The sequence below is a fragment of the Novosphingobium endophyticum genome, from assembly GCF_014640675.1.
In the GTDB taxonomy this organism is placed as follows: Bacteria; Pseudomonadota; Alphaproteobacteria; order Sphingomonadales; family Sphingomonadaceae; genus Novosphingobium; species Novosphingobium endophyticum.
Genome location: NZ_BMHK01000001.1, coordinates 180201 through 201369, shown reverse-complemented (window position 1 = coordinate 201369; position 21169 = coordinate 180201). Strand labels below are relative to the sequence as shown.

Below are 21169 nucleotides of genomic sequence, written 5' to 3'. Positions count from 1 at the left end.
GAGCCCGCCCCATGACCCGATATTTCACCGAAGATCACGAATGGATCGATGTCGAGGGCGATACCGGCACGGTCGGCATCACCGACTATGCGCAAGGCCAGCTTGGCGACATCACCTTTGTGGAATTGCCCGAGGTTGGCGCGAGCGTGTCCAAGGGCGATTCCGTTTCGGTCGTCGATTCGGTCAAGGCGGCCTCGGACGTCTATACCCCGGTCTCAGGCGCGGTCAGCGATGCCAACGCCGCGCTCGCCGACCAGCCGGAACTGGTCAATACCGATGCGGAGAAGGGCGGCTGGCTATTCCGTGTAACCCTTTCCGACCCTGCCGAACTGGGTGGCCTCATGGATGAGGCGGCTTATAAGGTTTACGTCGAAAGCCTCTGATTTTACGGAGTAAGGCCCCTTGCGCTACCTGCCCCTGACCGAAGCCGATCGGGCCGCCATGCTGGAGACGATCGGCGCCGCTTCGGTCGACGACCTCTTCGTCGACGTACCCGCCGAAGCGCGGCTTGCCGGCCCCGTCGATGGGTTGCCGATGCATGCGAGCGAAATGGCCGTCGAGCGGCACATGACCGCGCTCGCCGCGAAGAATATCAACGCGGGGTCGGTGCCGTTCTTCCTGGGGGCAGGGGCCTACCGCCATCATGTTCCGGCAAGCGTCGACCACGTGATTCAGCGCGGCGAGTTCCTGACCGCCTACACGCCCTACCAGCCGGAAATCGCCCAAGGCACGCTGCAGGTGCTCTTCGAGTTCCAGACCCAGGTTGCGCGCCTTTTCGGCACCGACATCGCCAATGCCTCGATGTACGACGGCTCGACCGCCTGCTGGGAAGCGATCCTCATGGCCGCGCGCATTACCCGCAAGGGGCGGACCGTGCTGTCCGGCGGCCTCCATCCGCATTATGGCGAAGTCGTGCGGACCATGGCCCGGTTCACGCAGGACAACATTGTCTCGCTGCCGACCGAACTGAGCGGCGAACCCGACGATGCGGCAGTGATTGCGGCGATCGGGGAGGACACGTCCAGTGTCGTCGTCCAGTATCCCGACGTTTTGGGCCGTATTCCGGACCTCGCGGCCATTTCCGACGCGGCACGCGCCAAAGGCGCCCTGGTTATCGCGGTTGTTACGGAGCCGGTCGCGCTCGGTCTGATCGAGGCGCCGGGCAACCTCGGCGCCGACATTGTTGTCGGAGAGGGGCAGTCGCTGGGCGTAGGCCTGCAGTTCGGCGGTCCCTACCTTGGCCTGTTCGGCTGCCGCGAGAAGTTCGTGCGCCAGATGCCCGGACGCCTGTGCGGCGAGACGGTCGATGCCGAGGGCAAGCGCGGTTTCGTGCTTACGCTCTCGACCCGTGAGCAGCACATTCGCCGCGAGAAGGCGACCAGCAATATATGCACGAATTCAGGACTTTGCGCGCTGGCCTTCAGCGTTCACCTGACATTGCTCGGCGGCGAGGGTCTGGCCCGGCTGGCGGCGGTGAACCATGCACGCGCGCAGGCCACGGTCGAGCGCCTGTCGCGGATTCCCGGCGTTTCGCTGCTCAACCAAGCCTATTTCAATGAGGCGACACTGATCCTGCCGCGCGACGCGCGCGAGGTCGTGCGGGAACTCGCGGAGCGCAAGGTGCTGGGCGGCGTGTCGCTCGGCCGCCTGTTCCCCGAGGCCGACGGGCTTCACCATGGCCTGCTCGTGGCAGCGACCGAGACCACCACCGACGAGGACATCGAGTCCTTCGCCAAGGAACTGGAAGGAGTGCTGGCATGAACGCGGTGAATGCGGCGGGCTGGCGTCCGGCCATGGGCGGGGCGGAGGAGCCGGCGGAGAAATTCGCGACGGCCAGCGGCGATTACGGCCTGATGCTGGAGGAACCGCTGAGTTTCGAACTGGGGGCGACGGACAAGTGCGGCGTAGATATCGACGCGCCCGATCGCGCACCTGCTCCGGGCCTTTCGAAGTTCCTGCGCAAGGCGGCGCCGAATCTGCCGGGCCTGACCGAGCCGGAAACCATGCGCCATTACACGCGCCTTTCGCGCCAGAACTATGCGATCGACCTGGGGCCATTCCCGCTCGGTTCGTGCACCATGAAGCACAATCCGCGCCTTAACGAAAAGATGGCGCGCCTGCCCGGTTTCGCCGACGTCCACCCGCTGCAACCGCAGAAATCGGTCGAAGGCGCGCTGGAAGTGATCGAGCAGCTTGCCGACTGGCTCACCCGCCTCACCGGCATGGCTTCGGTGGCGATGAGCCCGAAGGCCGGCGCGCATGGCGAACTGTGCGGCCTGCTCTGCATTCGCGCCGCGCTGGACGCCCGGGGGGAAACGCGTGACGTCGTGCTGGTTCCGGAAAGCGCGCACGGCACCAACCCGGCGACCGCTGCTTTCGCCGGATTCAAGGTGGAATCGATCCCGGCGACGCCTGCCGGACGCGTCGATCTGGAAGCGCTGAAGGCCAAGCTGGGGCCGAACGTCGCGGGAGTGATGATCACCAACCCGAACACCTGCGGCCTGTTCGAGCCCGAGATGAAGGCGATCGCCGACGCCGTCCACGCGGCGGGCGGCTACGTCTACTGCGACGGCGCCAACTTCAACGCCATCGTCGGCAAGGTGCGCCCCGGTGATCTCGGCGTCGATGCCATGCACATCAACCTGCACAAGACTTTCTCAACGCCGCATGGCGGCGGCGGGCCGGGCGCGGGGCCGGTGGTCCTTTCCGAAGCACTGGCGCCGTTCGCGCCGCTGCCTTTCGTGACGCGGGGCGCGGACGGCTCCATCCACCTCGTCGAGGAGGAGAACCGCGGCGAGGGGCATGCGCGGTCCTTCGGGCGGATGGTCGCGTTTCACGGCCAGATGGGCATGTTTACCCGCGCGCTGACCTACATGCTCAGTCACGGCGCCGACGGCCTGCGGCAAGTCGCCGAGGACGCAGTGCTCAACGCCAATTACGTCCTGCGCGCCTGCGAGGACCTGCTGCCCGCGCCTTTCGCGAAGAGCGGCCCGTGCATGCACGAGGCGCTGTTCAGTGACGCCGGCCTCGCGGAGGGCTTCTCCACGCTCGACATCGCCAAGGGCCTGATCGACGAAGGCTTCCACCCGATGACGGTCTACTTTCCGCTGGTGGTCAAGGGCGCGATGCTGGTCGAGCCGACCGAGACCGAGAGCAAGGCCGGGCTCGACCGCTTCATCGCCTCCCTGCGCAGTGTGGCCGAACGGGCGAAGAACGGCGATGAAAGCCTGCACACGGCGCCGCATTTCGCCCCGCGCCGCCGTCTCGACGAGACGCTCGCCGCGCGCAAGCCGGTGCTCGTGTGGCGGGGCGACGCCGGCTGACGGGACAGGGGGGACGAATGATCGACCGCGTGACGAGGCTCTTCGCCTTGTGGACCGTACTGGGCGTCACCTGGGCATGGTTTGTGCCCGATCATTTCATCTGGGTTGCCGACGGGCGGTTCGCGCCTTTCGGCCAGCCGCTCATCAGCGTCATGCTCGGCGTAATCATGCTGGGCATGGGCATCACTCTCAGCACCGATGACTTCCGGCGGGTGCTGGCACTGCCTTCGCAGGTGCTGGCGGGAGTCGCGTTGCAGTTCACCGTCATGCCGCTGGCTGGTTTCGCCATCGCCTGGGCCTTCGCGTTGGAGCCGGGGCTGGCGGTGGGGTTGATCCTGGTGGCGTGCTGTCCGGGCGGCACCGCGTCCAATGTGGTGAGCTATCTCGCTCGCGCCAATGTCGCGCTGTCGGTGACCATGACCATGGCCTCCACACTTGTCGCCATCGCGCTGACGCCGGTGCTGACGGGCTGGCTGGCGGACGTCTTCATCGAAATCGACCGCTGGAACCTGTTTCGCGGAATGTTGACCGTCGTGCTGATCCCGGTCGTGGTCGGAGTCGCCATGAACCGGTACCTCCCGCGCCTGACCAGCGCGGTAACCAGGGTTTCCCCGCTTGTGTCCGTCCTTTTCGTGGTGGTGATCGTCGCGGGGATCATCGCCGGTTCCAAGCCGCTGATCGAAGCGCACGCCAATGTCCTGCTGGCCGCCGTCTTTGCGCTGCACTTCACCGGTTTCGGCCTCGGCTATGCCCTGAGCAGACTGTTGAGATTGAGCGAGGCGTCGTCGCGCACGATCAGCATCGAAGTGGGCATGCAGAACAGCGGGCTGGGCGCGAGCCTTGCTTCCACCCCGACTTTCGCGCGCCAGTTCCCGGACGCGCTACAGGCCGCGCTCGCGCCGGTCCCGTCGGCGATATCGGCCGTTTTCCATGTGCTGATCGGCAGCTTGCTGGCTTCGTTATGGAGCCGCCGGCCGCCGGAACGCTCCGGGAGCGAAAGCGTGGTTTCCCGCGTGGAGGCCTGAGGCCTCAGGTCGCATTGTCTACTGTATTCGCCGCGGATTCAAGGTCCTGTCCGACGCCGCGCACCGTGTTGCAGGCCGAGAGGCCAAGCGCGATGCCGCTTGCCAGAAGGGTAAGTACGAGCTTCCTGATCATTGCTTCTTCCTGTTGAACGGATTTCGCGCTCGGTCGTCCGGAACCTGTCGCCAAACGATTAGGCCACAGTTTCCGGGAAAGGAAGCATTCTCATCAGGGACGGGCAGGCGGATGGTCTCCGCCTGCCCGTGGCGAATTGCTCAGATCTCTTTGTCAGCGGCTTCGCCGACTGACTCGATGTCCTGCCCCGCGCCCTTCACGGTGTTGCAGGCTGTCGCGGAAAAGGCGATTCCGCCGGCGATGAGAGCCAACAAGAGTTTCTTGGCCATAAAGAGTTTCCTTTCTGCATCTGCCCGGTTCGGACTCTCGGGATGCGGACAGGAACGCTTAGGCCTGCCTCAGGTTCCCCGGGGGGCGGCTTCCTCGATGGCACCTTCATCGATCGCCGAAGCGGGCGAGATTTGCCGTGCAAGCCTCTGCTCGCGCCCGATGATGATCAGGCCGGCGCCGATGATGGCGGGGGCGCCCAGCCAGGTGGTGCTGGACGGAAGCTGGTCCCAGATCAGCCAGCCATAGAGCGTGGCCCAGATCAGCGCGGTGTAGTCCATGGCCATCACGGTCGCGACCTGGCCGTGGCGCAAGGAGGCGGTAATCAGAAACTGTGCCGCGGTACCCGCCAGGCCGACACCACCAAGCAGAAGCCAGACGTCCAGGGTGTGCGGCGTCATGTAGAGGGGAAGGAGGATCGCCGTCATCAGGGAGCCGAAAAAGGCGAACCAGAAGACGCAGGCGATCGGTTCGTCGGTGCGGGTGAGATCGCGTATCTGGAAGCTGATGGCAGCCACGATCACACCCGCGCCCAGGCCCGCGGCAAGGCCGAGCACTGGAATGGGCGCCTGGCCGGGCTGGGCAATGATCACGACACCGAGAAAGCCGAGAATAACGGCCGTCCAGCGCCATATGCCGACTTTCTCCTTCACAATGAGCGCTGTGATAAGCACGGCGAACAGCGGGGCGGTAAAGCCCAGCGTTGTCGCTTCGGCCAGCGGCAGGAGCATGGCGGCCGAGATGTTGCAGAACAGGCCGAGCGTACCCGTCGCGGCGCGCCGCGCATGGCTGGCGGTGCGGCGGGTGGCGAGCACTTTCATATTGCCCGTTGCCATCAGCCAGACGAACAGGATCATTACGCTCATCGCTTGCCGCCAGAACATCATCTCCGGCGCCGAGACGCCCCGCTGACCGGCGTACTTGATCAGCATGAACATGGTCGAAAGCATCACCATGGCGGCGACGCGGAGCGTGATGGCAAGGAAGGGGCGGTCGGGGCGGGTCACTGGGAGGCGCTTTAACTTGCCGGCAGACCGAGGCAAGGGCGGGTGATGAACGATTCGACTCATATGATGACAATCGCCGGCGGTATCGCGGCCCTGGTCGCGGCCGTCGCCTGGATCGGCGACCGCCGGCGCATGAGGCGGCGAAACCTCGATCAGGTCGGCTTCATGCCCTGGACGATGATCTTCTTCTGGTCACTGCTGGCCGCCGTGCTGCTGATCGGGCTGGCGGGCAGGGCGTTGCTGGCGGGGTAGGCGAGAGCGGCGAATCCCCTGTTTGCGACTGTGCGCGAACCTGCCTTGCCGATCAGAGGCAGGCTTCGAGGTAGGCCTGATCGAAGCCGAACTGGCGCGCTTTTTCCAGCGTATAGGGGCGCAGGCCCGAAGCGCGGAACTCGCCCAGGATTTTGCCGTCGTCGGTCTCGTCCATGTACTCGAACTTGAAAAGTTCCTGGGTGACGATGACATCGCCTTCCATGCCGATCACTTCGGTGATGTTGGTGGTGCGGCGCGAGCCGTCGCGCAGGCGCTTTACCTGGACGATGAGGTCCACCGATTCCGCGATCTGGCGCGAAATGGCCTCCTTGGGGATCTTGATGTCGCCCATCAGGATCATGTTTTCCATACGGCCGAGGCACTCGCGCGGGCTGTTGGCGTGAAGCGTACACATCGAGCCGTCGTGGCCGGTGTTCATGGCAGCGAGGAGGTCGAAGCACTCGGCGCCGCGAATTTCGCCCAGGATGATGCGGTCCGGGCGCATTCGCAGCGCGTTCTTGACGAGGTCGCCGATGGTGATCGCGCCCTGGCCTTCCAGGTTCGGCGGGCGGGTTTCGAGCGGCAGCCAGTGCGGCTGCTGCAGGCGAAGCTCAGCCGCGTCTTCGATGGTCAGCACACGCTCGCCCGGATCGATCATCTTTGAAAGGGCGTTGAGCATCGTCGTCTTGCCCGAACCCGTGCCGCCGGAGATGACGATGTTCATGCGGCAGGCGCCGGCGATCTTCAGGCAGGTCGCCATCTTTTCGCTCATCGAACCGAAGTCCTTGAGCATGTCGATCGTGATCGGCTTCTCGGAAAACTTGCGGATCGAGATCGCGGTGCCGCGCAGCGAAAGCGGCGGCACGATCACGTTGACGCGACTGCCGTCCTTGAGGCGGGCGTCGGCGAGCGGCGTGGTCTGGTCGACACGGCGGCCGACCTGGTTGACGATGCGCTGGGCGATCTGGAACAGGTGCTGCTCGTCGCGGAAGCGGATGCCGGCAAGCTGCAGCTTGCCCTTCTTTTCGATGTAGGTCTGGTTCGGCCCGTTGACCATGATGTCCGACACGTCGGGATCGTTGAGCAGTTCCTCCAGCGGGCCGAAGCCGAGCAACTCGTCGATCAGCACCTTTTCCAGCGCGAACTGTTCGCGGCGGTTGAAGGTGATCTTGAGCTCGGCGAGGACCTCGACGATGATCGGGCGAAATTCTTCGGACAGCTCGTCCTTGGTCAGGGTCGCCGCAGCCTCGGGATCGACGCGTTCGAGCAGGCGGGGAAGGACCTGTTCCTTGATCTTGTGGATCGAGGCTTCGAAGCCGCCTTGTCCGGAATCCGAAGTGTGAACGGCGTTGGCGCGGTCCGCCAGCCTGCTCATGGCGTCTTCGCGCATGTTCGGCGGCGATGCGGCCGGGCTCTCGCCGGGGAGCGGCGGAAACTGGTTGCCTCCTGGCACCGGGGCGCCGCCGGGCGCGGGAGACGGCGCTTTTTCGGCTGCCGAACCACCCGTGAGGGGCTTGGCCACGCCGAAGGCGGGCCGGGCGCCCTGACCCAAACCGCCAATTCCGTTCCGCCGCCCAAATGCGCTCATGAAACTCTCAACCTTGTCAGTGCCCGCATGTGCCGGACGGGCTCGATCGCTTGCGAATGACACGAAGATTAAGGTTGAAACTTTGATAACTTCCTAATGGGCGGCAAATTGTGACGGAGATTTCCGACAGGCCGCCGCACGAACGGAAACGGGGCGCCGCGAAAATTTTCGCGACGCCCCGTTCGGTAATTCGTGCCGGTCAGGTCAGCCTTCGACGCGTTCCGCCAGAACCGTCAGGCCCGCATCCCCGACTTCGGCGAAACCGCCGATGATGCGGATCTCTTCCGGGGCTGCGTTCTCGGTGCGGTAGACCTTGAGCGCGCCGTCGGCGATCGTCGACATGAAGGGCGCGTGGCCCTGAAGCACGCCGAACTCGCCTTCCGTGCCCGGGACGACCACCATGTGGACGTCCTCCGAACGGACGAGCTTGGCCGGAGTTACGAGTTCGAAGTGAAGTGCCATCTGTCAACCTTTGCCCCGCGCAGCCGGGGCTCCTCAATCTCCCCTCCCGCTTGCGGGAGGGGCCGGGGGAGGGCTTGTTACGCCAGGGAAGGGATGCCCAACATGCCCTCCCCTGACCCCTCCCGCGTGCGGGAGGGGAAATCGGGTGCCCGACCCTTCGGCCGGGCGGGTTCTTTACGCCTCTTCAGCCAGCTTCTTGGCCTTCTCGACCGCCTCGTCGATACCGCCGACCATGTAGAAGGCGGCTTCGGGCAGGTGGTCGTATTCGCCCTCGACGACGGCCTTGAACGACTTCACGGTGTCCTCGAGCTGGACGAACTTGCCCGGAATGCCGGTGAAGACTTCGGCGACGTGGAACGGCTGCGAGAGGAAGCGCTGGATCTTGCGGGCGCGGGCGACGGTGAGCTTGTCCTCTTCCGACAGCTCGTCCATGCCCAGGATCGCGATGATGTCCTGCAGCGACTTGTACTTCTGCAGGGTCTCCTGGACCTTGCGGGCAGTCTCGTAGTGCTCCTGGCCGACGACGCGCGGTTCGAGCACGCGCGAGGTCGAGTCGAGCGGGTCGACCGCCGGGTAGATGCCCAGCTCCGAGATCGCGCGGTTCAGCGTGGTCGTCGCGTCGAGGTGGGCGAACGAGGTTGCCGGGGCAGGGTCGGTAAGGTCGTCGGCCGGAACGTAGATGGCCTGCACCGAGGTGATCGAGCCCTTGGTGGTCGAGGTGATGCGCTCCTGCAGCTGGCCCATGTCGGTCGACAGGGTCGGCTGATAGCCCACCGCCGAAGGAATACGGCCGAGAAGGGCCGACACTTCGGCGCCCGCCTGGGTGAAGCGGAAGATATTGTCGACGAAGAAGAGCACGTCCTGGCCTTCCTGATCGCGGAAGTACTCGGCCATGGTCAGGCCCGAGAGCGCGACGCGGGCACGGGCGCCCGGGGGCTCGTTCATCTGACCGAACACGAGCGCCACCTTCGAACCTTCCGAGGTCGCGTTGCCCTCGGCGTCCTTGGCGATGACGCCGGCGTCGAGGAACTCGTGATAGAGGTCGTTACCCTCGCGGGTACGCTCACCGACGCCCGCGAAGACCGAAACGCCGCCGTGGCCCTTGGCGATGTTGTTGATGAGTTCCTGGATCAGCACCGTCTTGCCCACGCCGGCGCCGCCGAACAGGCCGATCTTGCCGCCCTTGGCGTAAGGCGCGAGCAGGTCGATGACCTTGATGCCGGTGACGAGGATAGCCGCTTCGGTCGACTGGTCGACGAACGGCGGGGCTTCGGCGTGGATCGGCGCGAACATGTCCGAACCGACCGGGCCGCGCTCGTCGATCGGATCGCCGACCACGTTCATGATGCGGCCGAGCGTCTTCGGGCCGACCGGCACCGAGATCTGCTTGCCGGTGCTCGCCACGTCCTGGCCGCGCGTGAGGCCGTCGGTGCCGTCCATGGCGATGGTGCGGACAGTGTTCTCGCCAAGGTGCTGGGCGACTTCAAGGACCAGCTTCTGGCCGTTGTTCTCGGTCTCCAGCGCGGAGAGGATGGCGGGCAGCTCGCCTTCGAAGGTCACGTCGACGACGGCGCCGATGACCTGGCTGATCTTGCCGGTAGTGGTCTGGTTGAGCACGGGTGCGGTGGCCATTTGGGTTTCCTTGCCTGCGATGTCTTAGAGCGCTTCCGCGCCAGCGATAATTTCGATGAGTTCGGTGGTGATCGCAGCCTGGCGGGTGCGATTGTAGACGATCGTGAGCTTGCCGATCAGATCGCCCGCATTGCGCGTGGCGTTGTCCATGGCGGTCATCGACGCGCCCTGTTCGCTCGCCGCGTTTTCCAGCAGCGCGCCGAAGATCTGGGTCTTCAGGTAGCGCGGCAGCAGCGCGGCGAGGATTTCCTCCTCGTCCGGCTCATACTCGACCACCGCCTCGCTCTGGGTCGCGGCGGCCTTGGGCGTGGGGACCGGGATGATCTGCTGGCCGGTCGGTTCCTGCACGAGCGCCGAGCGGAACTTCGAGTAGAACAGGTGCGCGACGTCGAACTTGCCGGCCTCATACATGGCGACCAGTTCGTCGGCGATCCGCTCGGCCTCGGTGAAGCCGGGATCGCGTACCTCGGTGGTGTCGAACATGTGGGCGATCTGCTTGGGATATTCGCGCCGGATCACCGCGCGGCCCTTGCGGCCGACGAGGTAGAACAGCACGGTCTTGCCCTGCGCTTCCAACTCCTTCGCCTTGAGGCGCGCGGCCTTGACGATGTTGGCGTTGAACGCGCCGCACAGGCCCTTGTCCGAGTTGGCGACGACGAGCAGGTGGACCTGATCGCTGCCGGTGCCGGCAAGCAGTTTGGGGCTGCTCTCGCTGACCGTGACCTTGCTCGCGAGCGAGCCCATCACTTCGGCGAGCCGGGCGGCATAGGGACGCGCGGATTCGGCCGCCGACTGCGCCTTGCGCAGCTTGGCTGCGGCGACCATCTGCTTGGCCTTGGTGATCTTCTGGGTCGACTTGACCGAGTTGATGCGGCCTTTGAGTTCCTTGAGGCTAGCCACTTGCGGTTTCCTATCTCGTCATCCCGGACTTGCTCCGGGACCGGTGGCATTCTTGAGGAGAGGCCTCTCGGCGAGGCTTTTCCTGAAGATTTGCCAGCGGTCCCGGCTTTTGCCGGGACGACGGTTAACTCCTTAAGCGAACTGCTTGGCGAACTTGTCGAGCGCGGCGATGGTCTTCGACTTCGCCTCGTCGCCGAAGTCCTTGGTTTCGCGGATCAGCGTGAGGACGTCGGCATGCTCGGAGCGCATGTAGCTGAGCATCTCGGACTCGTAGCGCGTGACCTGATCGACCGGGATCGAATCCAGATAACCGTTGGTGCCGGCGAAGATCGACATGGTCTGCTCCTCGAACGAAAGCGGTGAGAACTGCGCCTGCTTGAGCAGCTCCGTCAGGCGCGCGCCGCGGTTCAGCAGCTTCTGGGTCGAGGCGTCGAGGTCCGAACCGAACTGCGCGAAGGCCGCCATTTCGCGGTATTGCGCGAGTTCGAGCTTGATCGAGCCGGCGACCTTCTTCATCGCCTTGGTCTGCGCCGCGCCGCCGACGCGCGACACCGACAGACCGACGTTGATGGCCGGACGCACGCCCTGGTAGAACAGGCCCGTTTCAAGGAAGATCTGGCCGTCGGTGATCGAGATCACGTTGGTCGGAATGTAGGCCGAAACGTCGCCTGCCTGGGTCTCGATGATCGGTAGCGCGGTCAGCGAGCCGGCGCCGTTATCGTCATTGAGCTTCGCGGCGCGTTCCAGCAGGCGGCTGTGCAGGTAGAACACGTCGCCCGGATAGGCTTCGCGGCCCGGCGGGCGGCGCAGCAGCAGCGACATCTGGCGATAGGCGACGGCCTGCTTGGAAAGGTCGTCATAGACGATCACGGCGTGCATGCCGTTGTCGCGGAAGAATTCGCCCATGGCCGCACCGGTGTAGGGCGCCAGGTACTGCAGCGGGGCCGGCTCCGAAGCGGTGGCGGCCACGACGATGGAATATTCCATCGCGCCGTTCTCTTCGAGCTGGCGCACGATCTGCGCGACGGTCGAGCGCTTCTGGCCGACGGCGACGTAGATGCAGTAGAGCTTCTTGCTCTCGTCGTCGCCCGCGTTGGGGCCCTTCTGGTTGATGAAGGTGTCGATGGCGACGGCGGTCTTGCCGGTCTGGCGGTCACCGATGATCAGCTCGCGCTGGCCGCGGCCGACGGGGACGAGGGCGTCGATCGCCTTGAGGCCGGTCTGCACGGGCTCGTGCACCGACTTGCGCGGAATGATGCCGGGCGCCTTGGATTCGACGCGGGCGCGCTGGTCCGAAACGATCGGGCCTTTGCCGTCGATCGGGTTGCCCAGCGCATCGACCACGCGGCCGAGCAGGCCCTTTCCGACGGGAACGTCGACGATGGTGCCGGTGCGCTTGACGGTGTCGCCTTCCTTGATCTCCGAGTCCGAGCCGAAGATCACGACGCCGACGTTGTCGGCTTCGAGGTTGAGGGCCATGCCCTGAACGCCATTGGCGAATTCGACCATCTCGCCGGCCTGAACTTTGTCGAGGCCGTGGATGCGGGCGATGCCGTCACCCACCGAGAGCACGGAGCCGACTTCCGAGACCTGGGCCTCGGTGCCGAAGCTGGCAATCTGGTCCTTGATGACCTTCGAGATTTCTGCGGCGCGGATATCCATTGCTTAGCCTTTCATCGAATCTTTTAAGCGGGCGATTTCAGCCCTTCATCGCCTGGGCGAGGGAATTGAGACGGGTGCGGATCGAGCTGTCGATACGCTTGGAACCGATGGTGACGACAAGGCCGCCGAGCAGGTCGGGATCGACGCTCGTGCTGACCTTGACCTTGCGGCCTTCGCGCACTTCCAGCTTCTGGCGCAGCTGCTCGACCTGTCCGTCGGACAGCGCGTGGGCGGAAGTGACTTCGGCGGTCGCCTCGCCGCGCTGGGCGGCGGCGATCGCGGCGAAGGCGCGAATGATCTCGGGAAGGGCGGAAAGCCGGCGATTGGCCGCCAGCACGCCCAGGAATTTCCTGGAAAGGTCCGAAAGACCGAGCACGCCCGCGATGGCTTCGACCGCCTTGCCGGCCGCCTCGCGGCTGACCTGCGGGTTGCGAATCAGGGCCGCGAAGTCGGCGTTTTCACCGATCGCCTGGCCGACCTTTTCAAGGTCGGTCTCGACCGCCGAAACGATACCGTTCTCGCTGGCAAGATCGAAAAGCGCCGAGGCGTAGCGCCCTTGCAAGCTGGCCTTTATACCGCCGGAATTCTCCACGCGTGTCCTATCCTTACATCGGGTGGGCTGAGGCACTGATTATGGATGCGCGAAGTGCACATCCCGGCCCGCAGACGGGGCGCGCATAGCGACGATATTGTTGCGATGCAAGGCTCCCATGCCGCCCGCCGATAATGCCCGCCCGGGCGGTTTGAGCGCAACGGGCGGGAAGCCGAAGCGCGGCCCTTGCGCAATACCCTTGTGCAATACGAAAAAGGAGTTGCTCATGGCTTATGGAATCGCCGGTCCGCCACGTGCGGACTACACGCGCTATTTCGCGATGGATTCGTCGGACCTTGCGCGAACGGCGGCAAGGCGCGTGGTCGCCGACGTGGATCACGGTTTTCCCTGCCGGGCAAGTCTCGGGGATGCGCGGTCGGGAGAGGACTCGATCTTGCTCAATCATGTGAGCCATGATGTCGCCAATCCCTATCGTACCGCGTATGCGATATATGTGCGCGAGCAGGCGGCGCGGAGCGATCAGCTGCTTCCGGTCTTCATCGGTCGCACGCTTTCGCTGCGGGGATTCGGCGGTGACGGCATGCGAAGATCGAGCGTCATGGAGACTGAGCGATGAAGGTTGCACAGACCGAAATCGATGACGATCGGGCCTGGCGGGCCGTGCTCGCGCGAGACCGCGCCTTCGACGGGTGCTTTGTGACGGGCGTGCTGACGACGGGAATCTATTGCCGCCCATCCTGCTCGGCGCGTCACCCCCGGCGTGAGAACGTGCGATTCTTCAGCGAGCCGGCGGGAGCCGAAGCGACGGGGCTGCGGCCCTGTCTGCGCTGTCGTCCCAACGAGGTGTCGCGCGATGAGGAAGCGGTTTCGCGGGCGCTTGAATTACTTGCGGATGTCGAGGAAGCGCCGGCGCTGGCTCAGCTGGCCGAACGGGTCGGGTATAGTCCGGCGCATTTTCAGCGCGTGTTCAAGCGCGCGGTGGGGCTGTCACCCACGGAATACCTGCGCGCCCGGCGGGTCGACGTGGCGGTCAACGCGCTCAGTGCGGGATCGAGCGTTACCGATGCCGTATATGAAGCCGGGTTCGGTGCCTCGTCGCGATTCTATGAAGCAAGCGAAGGAAGAATGGGCATGGCGCCCTCGGCATGGCGCGACGGCGGGCGGGGCGTGACGATTCGGTGGGCATCGGTGCCCACTACGCTGGGGCAGATGCTGGTCGCCGCCACCGACAAGGGTGTGTGCCGGCTTTCCTTCGCGGAAGGCCGCGAGGACCTGGCGGCACGCTTTGCGAACGCGCGGCTTGTCGAGGGCGGGGAGGCGTTCGCAAGCCTGCTGGAGCAGGTTGTGTCCGCCGTGGAGCGGCCGGGCGTTTCCCGGGCCATCCCTCTCGACGTCCAGGGAACGGCCTTTCAGGAAGCCGTCTGGCGCGAACTCCAGCGTATTCCGCCCGGCGAGACACGCACTTATGCGCAGATCGCGGCCGGCATCGGCAGGCCCGGCGCGGTTCGCGCGGCCGGCTCGGCCAACGGCGCGAACAATGTGGCGGTGCTGATTCCCTGCCATCGGGTGATCCGCTCCGACGGTTCGGTCGGCGGATACGCCTATGGCGAGGAGATCAAGCGCGAACTGCTCAGGCGCGAGGCCGATCAGACGAAGCTGTAGGGATCGACGTCGATGCCGACGCGCACACCGCGCGGGAACTGCAGCGGATCGAGCCACTCGCGCAATACCTTCTGCAGTTCCGCAGAGCGCCGCGCGTTGATCAGCAGGCGGAAGCGGTGCCGTCCGCGCAGCAAGGACAGCGGGGCGGGGGCCGGACCGAGCACGAGCATGTCGGGCAGGTTCGGTGCGGTGCCGCCGATGGCTCGCGCTGCGGAGAGCGCTTCGGCCTGGTCTTCGGAACTGACGATGATCGCGGCCCACCGTCCGAACGGCGGCGCGCCCGCGTCGCGCCGGGCTTCGGTTTCCGCCGCGTAGAAGGCGTCGCGATCGCCGTTCGCCAGCGCCGCGATTACCGTGGCCTCCGGATGCCGTGTCTGGATCAGAACCTCGCCCGGTTTCTCGCCGCGTCCGGCGCGTCCCGCAACTTGCGCGATCTGCTGGTAGGTTCGCTCCGCCGCGCGCAAGTCTCCGCCTTCGAGGCCGAGATCGGCATCGACCACACCTACCAGCGTAAGCTCGGGAAAGTGGTAGCCCTTGGTGACGAGCTGCGTGCCGATAATGACGTCGATCGCGCCGCCCTCGGCCATGGCGACGAATTCGGCGATGGCTTCGGGGCTGTTCATCGTGTCGGATGTGACCAGCGCCGTGCGCGCTTCGGGCAGGATCTCGGCCACTTCGTCGGCGATACGCTCGACGCCGGGACCGCAGGCGACAAGGCAGTCCCCGGTGCCGCAATCGGGGCAGGCCTCGGGAACCGGCGTTTCGTGCCCGCAGTGATGGCAGGCGAGGCGCTGGCTGAAGCGGTGCTCGACCAGCCAGGCAGTGCAGTTGGGGCACTGGAAGCGGTAGCCGCAGTTCCGGCACAGGGTCAGCGGTGCATAGCCGCGCCGGTTCAGGAACAGCAGCGATTGCTCGCCGCGCGCGAGGCGTTCCTGCATTTCCTCGACCAGCCGGGGTGCCAGCCAGCGTCCGCGAGGAGGCGCTTCCTTGCGCAGGTCGAGTATCCTGATGTCGGGTAGCATGGCGCCGCCGAAGCGGTCCGGCAGCTCGATCTTGCGATAGACGCCCGATTCGGCGAGCTGCATCGATTCGAGCGCGGGCGTGGCACTGGCGAGAATCACCGGGATGCCTTCGAACCGGGCGCGGATCACCGCAACGTCGCGGGCATTGTAACGCACGCCGTCGTCCTGCTTGAACGAGACTTCATGCGCCTCATCGACGATGATCAGGCCGAGCCGGGCGTATGGCAGGAACAATGCCGAACGGGCACCGACCACGACTTGCGCCTTGCCCAGCACGATCGCCCGCCATGCGCGCCGCCTCTCGCTCGCCTTGAGCGAGGAATGCCATTGCAGCGGCGCCACTCCGAAGCGCTGCTCGAAGCGGCGCAGGAAGTTCTCGGTCAGCGCGATCTCGGGCAGGAGCACGAGAACCTGCTTTCCCAGCCGCAAGGCTTCGGCCACGGCTTCGAAATAGGTTTCGGTCTTGCCGGAGCCGGTTACGCCGTCGAGCAGGAAAGGGGAGAACGTGCGTCCCCGTACCGCTTCGACGAAGGTTTCGGCTGCCGATTGTTGCGCTTCGCTGAGTTCGGGCGCGGCAAAGTCCGGCTGTGCCGGCGGATAGGGCCGGTCCAGATCGACGATTACCGGCTCGAGCAGCCCCGCGTTCACCATGCCGCGCAGCACGCCTTCGGAAACGCTCGCCAGCTCTGCGAGTTCGCGGATCGACGCCTGTTCCCCCTGAAGCGCGTCGAGCGCGGCGGCGCGCTGCGGGGTGAGGCGCGCGGGTTCCTCCCCGGTCAGCCGGTATTCGGTCGTGGTTCCACCGCCGCGCAGCGCCGCCATGCTGCCTAGCGCCATGCGCGCCACGGAGAACAGCGGGGCGCAGTAGTAGTCGGCCGTCCATTCGATCAGGCGCCGCAGCCGTTCGGGGAGGGGAGGGACCGGCAGGACCTCCAGCAGGGGCCGCAGTTTCGATTCCGGCACTTCCTGCGCGCCAAGCCGTTCTGCTTCCCAGACGATGCCCAGGACCTGCCGGGGGCCGAGGGGGGCGATGACCACCGAGCCGAATTCGATCGTCATCCCTTCGGGCACGCGGTAGTCAAGGACGCCGAGCGCGGCGTTGAAGACGAGGAGTCGGACACGGTTCATCTGGAGGGCCATATAGGCACCCCCGATCAGGCTCGTGAAGGAGGCGAATGCGGTGAACAGGGGATCATCCGAAAATCGAGGGGTTTCCGGCGGCGTCGCGATCGGCCGCCGCGCCGCGCTGGGGGGCTTGCTGGCGTACGGTGTGCTGGCGCTGCCGGGCTGTACGTCGATGGGCCGGACCAGCCATGTCGAGGTGGTGCGCCGCCTGCTCGAAGCCTCGACGCGGCAGGCTTTCGCGCAGCTTACCCGGCCCGACGGCTTCTGGGACAGCGCGGTCGCGCGGATCGAGCTGCCCGTGCTGTTCGGCAGGACCGGCTCGATCGCGGCCGGAGTGCTCAAGTCGCGCCCGTTTCGCGAACAGCTTCAGCATCAGCTCAACAACCTGGCCGAGGACGGCGCCCGCAAGGCCGCGCCGCTCGTCGCCGAGGCCGTGCGCCATATGTCCATCCCCGATGCCCTGGCACTGCTGAAGGCGGGCCGCACCGGCGCTACAACCTATTTGCGCGACCAGATGGGGCCAGCGCTGGTCAATGCGATGATCCCGGAACTCGGCCGCGTCATGCGCCTGACCGACGATCCCTTCCTCGGGCAGGCGCTGGCGCTCCTCGCGGGCGTCGATGTGATGGATGCGGCCCATGCTCTCGCGCTCGAGGCGGACAATGCGATATGGTACGAGATCGGCGCCGCCGAAGCCGCGATCCGCGCCAATCCCGAGATGACGCGCGATCCTGTGCTGATTGCCGGCTTGAAGCTGCTGTAGGGCCAGCTTCCGGTTTGCGCCGGCCGCACCTGCCGCGGATATTGAGACCGGCCGGGACCTGACCGTCAGGAAATTGAATCACTCCGGGCCATCACACGACCTAGCCGTGCCGCGCGCGGTTCCCTATAGCGCTCCAGAATCGCCGCACAGGCCAAAATCGTCGCCATAGGAATGCGCCATGAAGTTTTTCGTCGACACCGCTGACACCGCCGAAATCGCTGAACTTGCCGAGACCGGCCTGCTCGACGGCGTCACCACCAACCCCTCGCTGATCCACAAGTCGGGCCGGGACTTCATGGAAGTCACCAGGGAAATCTGCGACCTCGTCGATGGCCCGGTTTCGGCCGAAGTCGTCGCGCTGGACCACGAAGGCATGATGCGAGAGGCGGAAATTCTCCGCAAGATCGCCGATAACGTCTGCATCAAGGTGCCGCTGACGATTGACGGCCTCAAGACCTGCAAGAAGCTGACCGGCGATGGCACGATGGTCAACGTCACGCTTTGCTTCTCGGCCAATCAGGCGCTGCTCGCGGCCAAGGCGGGCGCGACTTTCATCTCGCCCTTCATCGGCCGCCACGACGACAACGGCTTCGACGGCGTGCAGGTGATCGAGGACATTCGCCTGATCTACGACAACTACGCTTTCGAAACCGAGATCCTTGCCGCCTCGATCCGCCACCCGATCCATCTGCTGCAATGCGCGAAGATCGGCGCCGATGTCGCGACGATGCCGCCGGCGGTCATCAAGGGCCTGTTCAAGCATGTCCTGACCGACAAGGGCATCGAGGGCTTCCTGGCCGACTGGGCGAAGACGGGCCAGACGATCTGACAATCCCCGTCATCCCGGACTTGATCCGGGACCGGTGACGGTCGTTCGGCGCGGCCTCTCGCGGGCTCCTACGCGATCTTCCGCAGGGCCTTGCCGAGAGGCGGCTTGTAAATAACGCCAGCGGTCCCGGGGCGAGCCCGGGATGACGGGGATTGTTGGATCTTCCGCAGATCTCCGATTTGTTGCCGGTGCCATCATGCGCTAGCGAGTGCAGTTAATGTCCGACGAATCCCCCTCTGACCGCTTCAAGTCCGTCCTCGCCGGCGCCAGCCGCGCGATCGCGCACGAGAAGGAGATCGAGGTCAACTGGACGGCGGACGCGCCGAGTTCCACGGGGGGCACTTTCCGCGTGCCCATGCCGGGGCGCAGCGTGCCGCGCGGAGCGGCGATGCAGGCGCGCGGCTATGCCGACAGCTTCGCGCTCAGGATGCGGCATCACAATGACAGGCTGCATACCCGGCATGCGCCGTCGGAGCCATCGGCGCGGGCCTGCTATGATGCGATCGAGCTGGTGCGCTACGAGGCGCTGGGCTCGAATCGCTATTCGGGCATGCGGGAGAACCTCGACGCCGCGCTTGAGGCGCGTATTGCCTCCGATCCGATCGCGCGGGCCGAAACGCCCGACCAGGTCCCGGTGCAGACGGCGCTTTCGCTGCTGCTGCGCGAAAAACTGACGGGCGAGCCGATCCCCGAGGTCGCGCGGCCCGGTGTCGACATGCTTCGCGGCTGGATCGAGGAGAAGGCCAGCGGCGATTTCGAGGCGCTGGCAAAGTCCATTGACGATCAGCAGGCGTTCCAGAACCTCTCGCTGGACATGCTCCAGCACCTGGAACTCACCCGGCCGGAGGATTTCGAACAGCCGCCCGACGAATCCGAGGATCTCGACGGCGACGAGGAGACCGAGGAGGAGCAGGAAGGCGACGATTCCGGCGAGGAACAGCAACCCTCGGAAATGGCGGCCGAGCCCAGCGAAGGCGAGGATCAGGGCGAAAGCGAATCCGAAGGCGAAGCCTCGGACGACATGCAGGAGGCCGAGGAAGGGCAGGAAGGCGAGGAGGGCATGCTCCCCGTGCGCCCCAACCGGCCCTGGACGGACATTCCCGACACGTTCGACTACAAGGTCTTCACCGAGGCTTTCGACGAAGTCGTGGGCGCCTCCGAACTGTGCGACGACGAGGAGCTGACGCGCCTTCGGGCCTATCTCGACGCGCAGCTCAAGGGGTTGCAGGGCATCGTGACGCGGCTCGCCAATCGGCTTCAGCGTCGCCTCATGGCGCAGCAGAATCGTTCGTGGGACTTCGATCAGGAAGAGGGCCTGCTCGACGCCGCCCGGCTGGCGCGCGTCGTCGTCTCGCCGGGCCAGTCGCTGTCCTACAAGGTCGAGCGCGACGTCGAATTCAAGGACACCGTCGTCACGCTGCTGCTCGACAATTCGGGCTCGATGCGCGGGCGGCCGATTTCCATCGCGGCGATCAGCGCCGACGTGCTTGCCCGCACGTTGGAGCGTTGCGGCGTCAAGGTGGAGATTCTCGGCTTCACCACCCGCGCCTGGAAGGGCGGACAGAGCCGCGAGGCCTGGCTGGCCAGCGGCAAGCCCGCGCAGCCCGGCCGCCTCAACGATCTGCGCCACATCATCTACAAGAAAGCCGATGAGCCCTGGCGCCGCGCGCGCAAGAACCTTGGCCTGATGATGCGCGAGGGCCTGCTCAAGGAAAACATCGACGGCGAAGCGCTGCTCTGGGCGCACAGCCGCATGCTTGCGCGGCCCGAGGACCGGCGCATCCTGATGGTCATTTCCGACGGCGCGCCGGTCGACGATTCGACGCTCTCGGTGAACAGCGCGGGCTATCTCGAGGCCCATTTGCGCAAGGTGATCGAGTGGATCGAGGACAAGTCACCGGTCCAGATCGTTGCCATCGGCATCGGGCATGACGTGACGCGGTACTACCGCCGCGCCGTGACCATCATGGACGCAGAACAGCTCGGCGGCACGATGATCGAGCAATTGGCGGGCCTGTTCGAGGTAGAGTGACGCTCTCTGACCTCTGGATTCCCTTCACGTTGCTTGCCGCCGCCTCGCAAGTGCTGCGAAACGGCGCTCAGGCGAACCTTACCGGAAAGATCGGCACTCTCGGCGCGACGCAGGTGCGCTTCATCTTCGGCTTTCCCTTCCCGGTGCTGTTCCTGCTGGCGGCCATGCGGCTGACGGGAGAAGCACTGCCATCCCTTAACGTGTCGGCGCTGGGATGGGGCGTCCTCGGCGCGGTTTCGCAGATCGCTGCGACGGCGCTGATGCTGATAGTCATGCAGGCGCGGACCTTCGGCGTCGCTTATGCCTATATCAAGACCGAGCCGGTTACCGTCGCGGTATTCGGCGTGGTCCTGCTGGGGGACAACCTGCCGGTCGCGGGCTGGCTGGCCGTGGCGATCGTGACTGCCGGCGTGATGCTGGCGGCGACCCGGCCCGGCGATCTCGGCAAGCTGCTCGACGAATCCCGCCCGGTGCTGATCGGCACCGCGGGCGGGGCGCTGTTCGGCTTGTCCGCCATTGCCTTTCGCGGTGCCATCGACAGCCTGCCCAGCGGCAGTTTCGTGATGCGCAGCCTGACGATGCTCGTGGTGTCGCTGGCCGTGCAGACGGCGATGCTGGGAACATGGCTCGCCTTGCGCGACCGCGCGGCGTTTCTCGGCTCGCTGCGCGAATGGCGCTCGAGCCTGGGAGCGGGGTTCCTCGGCGCGCTGGCTTCGGCGGGCTGGTTCGCCGCCTTTTCACTGACCGCCGCCGCCAATGTCCGCACCCTGGGGCTGATCGAAATGCCGATCGCCGCGCTGGTATCGCGCCGCATATCCGGGCGCGGCGTTGCGCGTAGCGAGGCGCTGGGTTTCGTGCTGATCCTGTGCGGCGTGGCGTTGCTGCTGGCGTCCCAACTCGCTTGACTGGGCACCCGTGCCGCCTAAAGCCTG

21 protein-coding genes are annotated in these 21169 nt (G+C 65.7%); 11 read left to right on the top strand and 10 right to left on the bottom strand.

Annotation, left to right across the window (positions count from 1 at the left end):
- Positions 1–11 precede the first annotated feature (11 nt).
- From gcvH to IEX32_RS00875, 4 genes are read left to right on the top strand one after another with little or no spacing between them, the layout of a single operon-like run.
- The gene (gene gcvH / locus IEX32_RS00890; protein WP_188767284.1) at positions 12–383 is read left to right on the top strand and encodes a glycine cleavage system protein GcvH; all 372 of its coding nucleotides are present in this window, start codon (positions 12–14) and stop codon (positions 381–383) included.
- A 19-nt stretch (positions 384–402) separates the two neighbouring features.
- Complete coding sequence (gene gcvPA, locus IEX32_RS00885; RefSeq protein ID WP_188767281.1) at positions 403–1761, top strand: aminomethyl-transferring glycine dehydrogenase subunit GcvPA; 1359 nt, start codon at positions 403–405, stop codon at positions 1759–1761.
- Positions 1758–3323: an aminomethyl-transferring glycine dehydrogenase subunit GcvPB gene (gcvPB, locus tag IEX32_RS00880; protein ID WP_188767279.1), complete on the top strand. Its 1566-nt coding sequence runs from the start codon at positions 1758–1760 to the stop codon at positions 3321–3323. The genes gcvPA and gcvPB overlap by 4 nt, the downstream gene beginning before the upstream one ends.
- A gap of 17 nt (positions 3324–3340) precedes the next feature.
- Complete coding sequence (locus IEX32_RS00875; protein ID WP_188767277.1) at positions 3341–4348, top strand: bile acid:sodium symporter family protein; 1008 nt, start codon at positions 3341–3343, stop codon at positions 4346–4348.
- A gap of 4 nt (positions 4349–4352) precedes the next feature.
- Here IEX32_RS00875 and IEX32_RS20880 read toward each other — a convergent pair whose 3' ends face one another.
- The 3 genes from IEX32_RS20880 to IEX32_RS00865 all read right to left on the bottom strand — a co-directional run bounded on the left by IEX32_RS20880 (position 4353) and on the right by IEX32_RS00865 (position 5755).
- A complete protein-coding gene (locus IEX32_RS20880) occupies positions 4353–4481 on the bottom strand; it encodes a hypothetical protein (protein ID WP_268236693.1) in 129 nt (42 codons plus the stop codon).
- Between the two features lie 140 nt (positions 4482–4621).
- A complete protein-coding gene (locus IEX32_RS00870; protein WP_188767275.1) occupies positions 4622–4750 on the bottom strand; it encodes an entericidin A/B family lipoprotein in 129 nt (42 codons plus the stop codon).
- A gap of 69 nt (positions 4751–4819) precedes the next feature.
- Positions 4820–5755, bottom strand: a complete 936-nt coding sequence (locus IEX32_RS00865) for a DMT family transporter (protein WP_229735765.1) — start codon at positions 5753–5755, stop codon at positions 4820–4822.
- A gap of 45 nt (positions 5756–5800) precedes the next feature.
- Between IEX32_RS00865 and IEX32_RS00860 the strand changes: the two genes are divergently transcribed.
- Positions 5801–6007 (top strand): hypothetical protein, encoded by a 207-nt coding sequence (locus IEX32_RS00860; RefSeq protein ID WP_188767272.1) that lies wholly within the window; start codon positions 5801–5803, stop codon positions 6005–6007.
- Positions 6008–6059: 52 nt separating this feature from the next.
- Here the strand turns inward: IEX32_RS00860 and IEX32_RS00855 are convergent, their stop codons facing one another.
- The 6 genes from IEX32_RS00855 to IEX32_RS00830 form a co-directional block, all read right to left on the bottom strand.
- The gene (locus IEX32_RS00855; RefSeq protein ID WP_188767271.1) at positions 6060–7595 is read right to left on the bottom strand and encodes a TadA family conjugal transfer-associated ATPase; all 1536 of its coding nucleotides are present in this window, start codon (positions 7593–7595) and stop codon (positions 6060–6062) included.
- Between the two features lie 204 nt (positions 7596–7799).
- Positions 7800–8057, bottom strand: coding sequence for an ATP synthase F1 subunit epsilon (locus IEX32_RS00850; protein ID WP_188767270.1), 258 nt, complete (start codon positions 8055–8057; stop codon positions 7800–7802).
- Positions 8058–8231: 174 nt separating this feature from the next.
- A complete protein-coding gene (gene atpD / locus IEX32_RS00845) occupies positions 8232–9689 on the bottom strand; it encodes a F0F1 ATP synthase subunit beta (protein WP_188767269.1) in 1458 nt (485 codons plus the stop codon).
- A 24-nt stretch (positions 9690–9713) separates the two neighbouring features.
- Positions 9714–10589, bottom strand: coding sequence for a F0F1 ATP synthase subunit gamma (locus IEX32_RS00840; RefSeq protein ID WP_188767268.1), 876 nt, complete (start codon positions 10587–10589; stop codon positions 9714–9716).
- A gap of 132 nt (positions 10590–10721) precedes the next feature.
- Entirely contained in the window at positions 10722–12251 is a 1530-nt protein-coding gene (atpA, locus tag IEX32_RS00835; RefSeq protein WP_188767267.1) for a F0F1 ATP synthase subunit alpha, read from the bottom strand.
- Positions 12252–12288: 37 nt separating this feature from the next.
- Positions 12289–12843, bottom strand: coding sequence for a F0F1 ATP synthase subunit delta (locus IEX32_RS00830; protein WP_188767266.1), 555 nt, complete (start codon positions 12841–12843; stop codon positions 12289–12291).
- 226 nt (positions 12844–13069) lie between these two features.
- Between IEX32_RS00830 and IEX32_RS00825 the strand changes: the two genes are divergently transcribed.
- Positions 13070–13420, top strand: a complete 351-nt coding sequence (locus tag IEX32_RS00825; RefSeq protein WP_229735764.1) for a DUF1203 domain-containing protein — start codon at positions 13070–13072, stop codon at positions 13418–13420.
- Positions 13417–14466 (top strand): bifunctional transcriptional activator/DNA repair enzyme AdaA, encoded by a 1050-nt coding sequence (locus tag IEX32_RS00820; RefSeq protein ID WP_188767264.1) that lies wholly within the window; start codon positions 13417–13419, stop codon positions 14464–14466. Before IEX32_RS00825 ends, IEX32_RS00820 begins: the two co-directional genes overlap by 4 nt.
- Here IEX32_RS00820 and IEX32_RS00815 read toward each other — a convergent pair.
- A complete protein-coding gene (locus IEX32_RS00815) occupies positions 14451–16616 on the bottom strand; it encodes a primosomal protein N' (RefSeq protein WP_188767566.1) in 2166 nt (721 codons plus the stop codon). The two genes, IEX32_RS00820 and IEX32_RS00815, sit on opposite strands and share 16 nt — an antisense overlap.
- Before the next feature lie 52 nt (positions 16617–16668).
- Here IEX32_RS00815 and IEX32_RS00810 point away from each other — a divergent pair, with 52 nt between their 5' ends.
- The 4 genes from IEX32_RS00810 to IEX32_RS00795 all read left to right on the top strand — a co-directional run bounded on the left by IEX32_RS00810 (position 16669) and on the right by IEX32_RS00795 (position 21142).
- Entirely contained in the window at positions 16669–17376 is a 708-nt protein-coding gene (locus IEX32_RS00810) for a DUF4197 domain-containing protein (protein ID WP_229735763.1), read from the top strand.
- A gap of 178 nt (positions 17377–17554) precedes the next feature.
- A complete protein-coding gene (gene fsa, locus IEX32_RS00805; RefSeq protein WP_188767262.1) occupies positions 17555–18205 on the top strand; it encodes a fructose-6-phosphate aldolase in 651 nt (216 codons plus the stop codon).
- Positions 18206–18422: 217 nt separating this feature from the next.
- Complete coding sequence (cobT, locus tag IEX32_RS00800) at positions 18423–20237, top strand: cobaltochelatase subunit CobT (RefSeq protein WP_188767261.1); 1815 nt, start codon at positions 18423–18425, stop codon at positions 20235–20237.
- Complete coding sequence (locus tag IEX32_RS00795; protein WP_188767252.1) at positions 20234–21142, top strand: DMT family transporter; 909 nt, start codon at positions 20234–20236, stop codon at positions 21140–21142. Before cobT ends, IEX32_RS00795 begins: the two co-directional genes overlap by 4 nt.
- Positions 21143–21169: the final 27 nt, after the last annotated feature.